An 8,080-nucleotide genomic window follows, 5' to 3' on the forward strand; every position below is an offset into this window, starting at 1 on the left:
GTAGTGGCCTTCACCTTGGCGGCGGGCACCTTCCTGCCGGCGCAAGCCAGCGCCCAGGAGGAGCCTTCTCAACCCGTTCCTAGCCAGCGATTCAAGCTCGGCCAAAGCGACGGCTGCTTTCGCTACATTGGCGACGCCGTCGAATTCGTCGGCCGCTTCAAGGCCGGGAGCTATATCGGCGTGTCCATGATCACCATTGGCCGGGACGGCATGCCGACACCGGCCGCCGATGAGGACCGGACACCGGCAATGGATTTGCCGGCGTGGACAAGCCCTTCACCCTATTTCTGGTTCGGACCGGCGACCAGCAGCCGCGACTACTCCATTACCTTCTCGCCTCGTGCCGTATGGGGCAGTACCGCGATCGTCACCATCTGCGGCCGCCAGTCCCCGCCAGGAAACTGACATAAGTCTTTTTTCCAATTACCGACCGCTTCGTTCTTCCTGACAGGCGGCGACGCCTTCCTCCTGTTTTCTCTGAGCAGCGGCTGACTTGCGTCGGCCCCTCCCGCGTCGATTGGGCGTCACATGCCCCAAATCAGCATCGGAGGCGAACAGCGTTTCCCTCGGGCGGCCAAGAACAGCATCCGATGCTTTATCGTCTACATAATTGATAGACATAGTAAACAGCGTAAGTAGGAGCCATTTCCAAGATTGGAGCGAGACGATGATGCTAGCTGTGGAGAGGTTTTCGAGAAGGAGGTTTGGCGCCTTCGTAGCCGCTTTTGCGATTTCCTTTGTCGCTTCTTTCGCCCCTTTGGGCGCCCTCGCGGGCAGTCCGGGCGCGGGTAAGCTGCCGACCAAAATCCCGGAGGGCACGGTGCTTCGCATCGGCGATCCCGAAACGCAACGGGCACTGGAACTCTCGGGCCTGATCGACAAACTGCCGTTCAAGGTGGAGTGGGCCAATATCAGCGGCGGTCCCCAGACAATTGAAGCGTTTCGCGCCGATGCGCTGGACGTCGGGTCGGTCGCCGACATTCCGCCCATCCACGCGACCTGGACAGGGCTCAAGGTCAAGATCATTGCCGCGAAGTTCCGCAAGGATCCTGTAGCGCACCCAATTTATCAACTCGGGATTGCACCGGGCGTCGATGTCAAGACGCTCGCGGACTTACGCGGCAAACGGATTGCGTTCAGCCCCGGCCAGGCGCAAGGCGCATTGGTGCTGAGGGTCCTGCAGGCCGCCGGGCTCAAAAAGGAGGATGTCAATCTCATCGAACTGCCGAGCAAAGGCGACGCCTATCCGGTGGCGCTCGCCGGCAAACAGGTCGACGTCGCGCCGATCTGGGGCGTCCTCATCAAGCACTATCTGCACCAGTATGGTGCCGACGGCGCTACCACCATCCCGCATGGCTTGCGCGACGATCCAGCCCATCTCTATGCCCCACAGGCCGTGCTTGACGACCCGGCCAAAGCTGCCGCTCTCGGCGAATATGTGCGCTACTGGGCACTTGCGACCCGATGGGTGCAGGAACATCCCAAAGAGTGGGTCGAGGGCTACTACGTCGCCACCCAGGGCCTCAATGCAGATGATGGCCAGTATCTCGTCGACGCCGACGGACAGTTCGACATTCCTTCCGACTGGAACGATGTGATCGCGCGCCAGCAGGCGACGATCGACCTCCTGGCCAAGGAACTGAACAGGCCCACGATCAAGGCCGAGGATCTTTTCGACAGGCGCTTCGAGACGATCGCCGCAAGTGCGCTGAACGCGTCCTGACATCTGCTACCCCAAACTGGAGACGACGCAGATGAACGCATTTTCCCACACCGCGGCAGTTGCACTTCCCATTCCATACGCATCGGATGAAAGGGGATTGTTTCCGCCCGCTGTACAGGCCCGTAAGACCAGGACGAGGCGGCGCCTGGCCCTTGGGCGAGCGATCCCGTTTGGCGCGCTGATCGGGCCTGCACTGCTTCTCGCGATCTGGTCCATCGGCAGTATCGCCGGCCTGATCGATCCAAGAACGCTGCCGGCGCCTTGGTCGGTTGTCGGCACCGCCATAGATCTTATCGCCGAGGGCAAGCTTCAGGATCATTTGATGACGTCTGCCTGGCGGGCAGCACAGGGGCTGGTGTTCGGGATCCTGATCGGGACCGTGCTTGCTCTGATTTCAGGGTTGTCGCGGCTTGGCGAGGCGATCATCGACGGCCCGGTTCAGATCAAGCGGGCGATACCGACGCTCGCCCTGATCCCGCTGCTGATGCTGTGGTTCGGCATCGGCGAAGGCATGAAGGTGACGGCCATCGCGCTGGCTGTGCTGATCCCAATCTATATCCAGACCCACAGCAGCTTGCGAGGCATCGACAACCGTTATGTCGAACTGGCCCAGACCTTGCGAATGGGCTACGGCGAATTCATCCGCCAGGTCATCCTGCCCGGCGCCCTTCCCGGCTTCTTCCTGGGCCTGCGTTTGGCGGTGACCTACGCCTGGCTGTCTCTGGTGGTGGTCGAGCAGGTCAATGCCACCAGCGGCATCGGCTACATGATCGATCTGGCGCGCAACTATGGCCAGACCGACGTCGTCATCGTCGGCCTCGTCGTCTACGCCTTGCTCGGGCTCGGCTGCGACGGCATCGTCCGCTTCTTCCAGGAAAGGTCGCTGTCATGGCGTCGCACCTTGGCGGATTGAGCGGCGCGCCCGTGGTGCGGGTCGAAAACCTCGTAAGGAGTTTCGGCCCGCGAACCATTCTCGACGGCCTCAGCCTCGACATCGACAAGGGGGAGTTCGTGGCCCTTCTCGGCCGTAGCGGGTCGGGCAAGAGTACATTGTTGCGCGCTCTTGCCGATCTCGATGACACGGTCGCCGGATCCGGCCGGCTCGATACGCCCGACAAGAAATCGGTGGTGTTCCAGGATGCCCGATTATTGCCGTGGAAACGCGTGCTGGAGAACGTGGTTCTTGGCCTCGACCTGCCGGACGCCGCCGAACGCGGACGGGTAGCTCTCGAAGAGGTTGGCTTGAGCGGCCGCGAGACCGCATGGCCGGTCGAACTCTCTGGTGGCGAGCAGCAGCGCGTGGCCTTGGCGCGGTCGCTAGTTCGTGATCCTGACCTGCTGCTGGCGGACGAGCCGTTCGGCGCACTCGACGCGCTGACCCGCCTGCGCATGCACGATCTGCTGCGCCAGCTCTGCGCCCGTCACCAGCCGGCGGTGCTGCTGGTCACCCATGATGTGGACGAGGCTGTGACGCTGGCGGACCGGGTTTTGGTGCTCGACAATGGCGCGATCGCCGCCGACATCGCAATCGATATCCCCAGGCCACGCGATCATGGCCATCGCCGGTTCGGCGAGATCCGATCCGAACTTCTGCGTCATCTTGGCGTCGAGACAAAGCCTGCGCTGCCCGTCTGAGCAGCCAAAGACTTGTCGCTCTGCGTCACCCCCAGGAGGACTAACATATGCCCGCCGTATCACGACAGTTGAACCTCAACCTTTTCATCTATCCTGGCGGCCATCATGAAGCCGGCTGGCGCTACAAGGATTCCGCGCCTGAAAGAGTGCTGGACATCGCCTATTATCAGGAACTGGCGAAAAAGGCCGAGGCGAGCAAATTCGACGCGCTGTTCTTTGCCGATGGCCCCGCGCTCGCCGACAACATCCGCTACGCAAGCCGCTTCAGGCTGGAGCCGCTGACATGGATTTCGGCGCTCGCCGCCGTGACGGAGAGAATCGGCTTCATCGCGACCGCCTCGACCACCTACAACGAGCCCTACAACCTGGCGCGGCTGTTTGCTTCTATCGATCATCTCAGCGGCGGGCGCGCCGGTTGGAACATCGTCACGACGGGCGATGCGTCGGCGGCGTTGAATTTCGGGTTTGACCGACATCCAACCCATGCAGACCGTTACGAGCGCGCCGGCGAGTTCGTTGACGTGGTGACGAAGCTCTGGGACAGCTGGGAGGACGACGCGCTCGTCGCGGACCGGGAGTCCGGCATTTTTGCCGACACCGACAAGATCCACGCAATCAACCACATCGGCAAATATCATCGGGTGAAGGGACCGCTCACGCTTCCGCGCTCGCCGCAGGGGCGTCCGGTCTACGTCCAGGCGGGTTCGTCGGAAGACGGGCGGTCGTTCGCTAGCCGCTATGCCGAGGCGATCTTCACCGCCCATCAGACACTCGGCAACGCGCAGGAATTTTATGCCGACATCAAGGCGCGGGTGAAGTCGGTTGGCCGCAACCCTGACCACGTCAAGGTGTTGCCCGGCATCAGCCCGTTCATCGGTTCGACCGAGGCGGAAGCCCGCGCTCTGCAAGACGAGTTCAATGAGCTGACACAGCCGGAATATTCTCTTGACCAGCTACGCCGCATCGTCGACGCAGACCTTTCCCACTATGACCTGGACGGGCCATTTCCGCGCGAGCTCATCAGCGTCGAGGGCGAGCGCGGCGCGAGCAGCCGCTTCCACGTCGTACTCGACATCATCGAGCGCGAGAATCCAACCATCCGCCAATTGCTGCACCGCCTCGCCGGGGCGCGCGGGCATTGGGTCCAGGCCGGAACACCCGAACAGATCGCCGACAACATCCAGGAATGGTTCGACAACGGTGCCGCGGACGGCTTCAATATCATGCCGCCCTATCTGCAGGGCGGGTTCGACGTATTCGCCGACGAGGTGGTGCCGATCTTGCGCAGGCGCGGACTTTTCCGGCACGACTATGACGGGGAAACGCTGAGGGACCATTTCGGTCTGCCCCGCCCGGAAAATTCATTCAGCCAGCCGCAAAAGGCGACTGCCTGAGGTACTTTCGCAGCGGGCACACGCAAGTTGGCGTCCCGCGACTGACAATTCGGGGCAGCCAGGGAGGGTCCAAATGCAAGACAGAGAACCTGGCGGGTCGCATGCTTCGCCACTGCGATTCCAACATCCCTTTCTAGCCATTCAGCGACCTGCTGCGGCTTGACCTCGACGAGGCGGATATAGTCGCTCCGGACAAGACCGGCGGCAATTCACGGCAAGGAAGTGACGTCCCTAGACAAGAAACGGGGGCCTGTCCAAACATAAGCTTGAGTGCGCTTGAAAACGCGCTTTGGAGCGTGATGTCGGAAGCCGCCCAGCGACGCGAGAGCGTGTGGAAGAGGCGCGGCCTTTCGTGACTACCGAAATCCTGGCCCCGGTTTTTCAGAGGCGAAAGATAACACTTATAAAGAATTACCTGACACTGTCATCTTGTGCACTGCGCCTTATCAGGGTGATTTCACCAGGAATGCTACAGGGTATTTAGGCACACGTATTGGCGGTTAACGTGCTGCATCTCCAGAACAATATTCTCGAAATGATCGCCAGGGGCGAGACGCTCGAAGCGACCACGCACCGTCTTTGCCACCAGATCGAGAAACTGTTGCCGGACGTCAGATGTTCCGTTCTGCGCGTTGACGGTAACGGCTTGCTGCATCCCCTCCCAGGTTCCAGCTTGCCGAATGAATTTATGGCTCTTCTCGAAGGCCTGATGATCGGCCCGCTGGTGGGCTCCTGCGGCAGTGCGGCCTATCTCGGAAAAGCCGTGGCTGTGAAGGACATCGCGACCGACCCGCGCTGGGTCGGCTTCAAGGAGCCAGTCCTGGCGCTGGGCCTGAAGGCCTGCTGGTCGAGCCCGATCCGCGACGCAGAGGGCGCTGTGCTCGGCACCTTTGCCCTGTACTTTCCGGAGAAACGCGGCCCCACCCCGCGCGAGGAGAAGGTTGTCGCGTCGTGTACCTCCCTGTGCGCCATCGCGCTTGAGCGTCACCGGCGGGTCGTCGAGCGAGAGCACGGCGCCTATGTCGATGCCCTTACCAATTTGCCGAACCGGGCGAGTTTGGACGTCGCCCTGGAGCGGCTGTCCTTTGGCCAACCGAGCGCCTGGGCGGTCCTGATCATCGACCTCGACAACCTGAAGACCATCAACGACACCTTCGGCCATGCCGCCGGCGACGCTTTGCTACAGGCGGTGGCGTCACGTCTCGCCGAAAGCCTAGCGCCGGACCGTGTGTTCCGAATGGGCGGCGACGAGTTTGTCGTAATCCTTCAGCGAGCCGGAGCACCCGCTAGCATCGAGAGCACGGCGCGTCATATTCTCGACACTATGGCTGTGCCCGCCGACTGCGACGGGCACATGATCCTGGCACAGGCTACCATCGGCGGCGCAGTGCTGTCGGCGGGGGACGTCGATGCGAAAAGCGTGCGCCAAAACGCCGATTTCGCGCTCTACCACGCGAAGGAAACTTCGCGAGGCGGCTTCGTGCTGTACTCGCCGGGGATCGGCAGCGCAATCAAGACCCGGATTGAGGTGATCCGCGATGTTGACGTGGCTTTGCGCGAAGGCCGGATCGACGCGTTCTATCAGCCGATCCTGCGGCTCGACACCCGCGCGATCGTCGGGATGGAGGCGCTCTGCCGCCTTCGCAAGCCGGATGGCGAGGTCGTTTCCGCCGCTGCGTTTCACCAGGCAACCTCCGATGTCAGCGTCGCTTCGAATCTGACGGAACGCATGATGGCGATCGTCGCAGCGGACGTGCGCTCGTGGCTGGTTCAAGGTATTCCGTTGCAGCATGTCGGCATCAACATTGCCTCAGCCGATTTTCATAGCGGCACTCTCTACGCGCGTCTCGAAGCCGCCTTCGGCCGCGAGAACGTTCCGTTGAAGCACATCATTTTGGAGGTCACGGAGTCGGTCTATCTCGGCCAGCGCGATCCGGTCGTCGCTCGAGAAATCAAGGCGTTGCGGGCCCATGGCCTGCGTGTCGCACTCGATGATTTCGGAACCGGCTTCGCTTCGCTCACCCATCTGCTGACGGTGCCGGTCGACATTGTCAAGATCGACAAATCCTTCATTGATCGCCTTGTTCAGGGAGATCCGAGCCTGGCGATCGTCGAGGGCTTGGTCGGCATCGCTCGCAAGCTCCACATCCAGGTCATCGCCGAAGGCATCGAGAACGAAGCCCAGGCCGTCTTACTTGCGGAGATCGGATGCCAGTTGGGTCAGGGGTATCTGTTTTCGCAAGCGGTACCACGTCAAATAGCGAAAGGCCTGCTGAAGCGGTTCGGGCGACCATCTGCTGAGGAGACTAGGGTAGCGAGCGGGATAGCGAACCCAATCGATCTGATCGCCTGACAAAAATCCCTCCCTGGGGGCGGCTTGAACAGGCGATACAGAAATGCTGCAGGCGCCGCTGGCGGAGATGTTTTCTGCCGAAGGGGACAAGCCACTGGCAGCAAAGATACAGAAAGAGCTTTCTCCTCATGTAAAGGGTCCCGGTGCTTCCGCACCGATTCCTAAATCATTTGCTCTTCGCCCCCCCTCTTCCGCCTTGACTAGCACCAGCCTACGGCCTATCTCAGCGCCACGTTAGCACTCGCCAGTGGCGAGTGCTAACGACGCTCCGGCAACGGACAACCATTCAACATCCGCATCAGGGACATCCAAAAATGGCAAAGTCGAAGTTCCGGCCGCTGCATGACCGCGTGGTCGTTCGCCGGGTCGAATCCGAAGAGAAGACCAAGGGCGGGATCATCATCCCCGATACGGCAAAGGAAAAGCCGCAGGAAGGCGAGATCATCGCCGTCGGTTCCGGCGCCCGCGACGAGGCCGGCAAGCTGGTCCCGCTGGACGTCAAGAAAGGCGACCGCATCCTGTTCGGCAAGTGGTCGGGCACCGAAGTCAAGCTCAATGGCGAAGACCTTCTGATCATGAAGGAATCCGACATCATGGGCATCATCGGCTGATTATCGGCCTCACCGTCAACTGAATTTCGGGCTTGATCCCAAGCCCCTGCCAGGAGCTAAAACATGGCTGCCAAAGACGTAAAATTCTCCCGCGACGCCCGYGAGCGCATGCTGCGCGGCGTCAACATCCTCGCCGACGCGGTGAAGGTCACGCTCGGCCCCAAGGGCCGCAACGTCGTCATCGACAAGTCGTTCGGCGCCCCGCGCATCACCAAGGACGGCGTCACCGTCGCCAAGGAAATCGAGCTTGARGACAAGTTCGAGAACATGGGCGCGCAGATGGTCCGCGAAGTTGCTTCGAAGACCAACGACATCGCCGGCGACGGCACCACGACCGCGACCGTTCTGGCGCAGTCGATCGTCC

General features: G+C 61.5%; 8 protein-coding genes. All 8 read left to right on the forward strand.

Annotation, left to right across the window (positions count from 1 at the left end; translation table 11 throughout):
* Positions 1–3 precede the first annotated feature (3 nt).
* Positions 4–405, forward strand: coding sequence for a hypothetical protein (locus AC1D0N_RS29630; RefSeq protein ID WP_477249917.1), 402 nt, complete (start codon positions 4–6; stop codon positions 403–405).
* A gap of 265 nt (positions 406–670) precedes the next feature.
* Complete coding sequence (locus AC1D0N_RS29635; protein WP_477249929.1) at positions 671–1,723, forward strand: ABC transporter substrate-binding protein; 1,053 nt, start codon at positions 671–673, stop codon at positions 1,721–1,723.
* 31 nt (positions 1,724–1,754) lie between these two features.
* Positions 1,755–2,636: an ABC transporter permease gene (locus AC1D0N_RS29640; RefSeq protein WP_477249919.1), complete on the forward strand. Its 882-nt coding sequence runs from the start codon at positions 1,755–1,757 to the stop codon at positions 2,634–2,636.
* A complete protein-coding gene (locus AC1D0N_RS29645; protein ID WP_477249920.1) occupies positions 2,612–3,358 on the forward strand; it encodes an ABC transporter ATP-binding protein in 747 nt (248 codons plus the stop codon). Before AC1D0N_RS29640 ends, AC1D0N_RS29645 begins: the two co-directional genes overlap by 25 nt.
* A gap of 47 nt (positions 3,359–3,405) precedes the next feature.
* Entirely contained in the window at positions 3,406–4,752 is a 1,347-nt protein-coding gene (locus AC1D0N_RS29650) for an LLM class flavin-dependent oxidoreductase (protein WP_477249922.1), read from the forward strand.
* A 535-nt stretch (positions 4,753–5,287) separates the two neighbouring features.
* A complete protein-coding gene (locus tag AC1D0N_RS29655; protein WP_477249931.1) occupies positions 5,288–7,105 on the forward strand; it encodes a sensor domain-containing phosphodiesterase in 1,818 nt (605 codons plus the stop codon).
* Between the two features lie 314 nt (positions 7,106–7,419).
* Positions 7,420–7,716: a co-chaperone GroES gene (groES, locus tag AC1D0N_RS29660; protein WP_477249924.1), complete on the forward strand. Its 297-nt coding sequence runs from the start codon at positions 7,420–7,422 to the stop codon at positions 7,714–7,716.
* A 63-nt stretch (positions 7,717–7,779) separates the two neighbouring features.
* Positions 7,780–8,080 (forward strand): TCP-1/cpn60 chaperonin family protein (locus AC1D0N_RS29665; protein ID WP_280954049.1); only part of this gene is annotated, 301 nt, incomplete at its 3' end.

The sequence above is a fragment of the Mesorhizobium sp. P2_E10 genome, assembly GCF_056404235.1.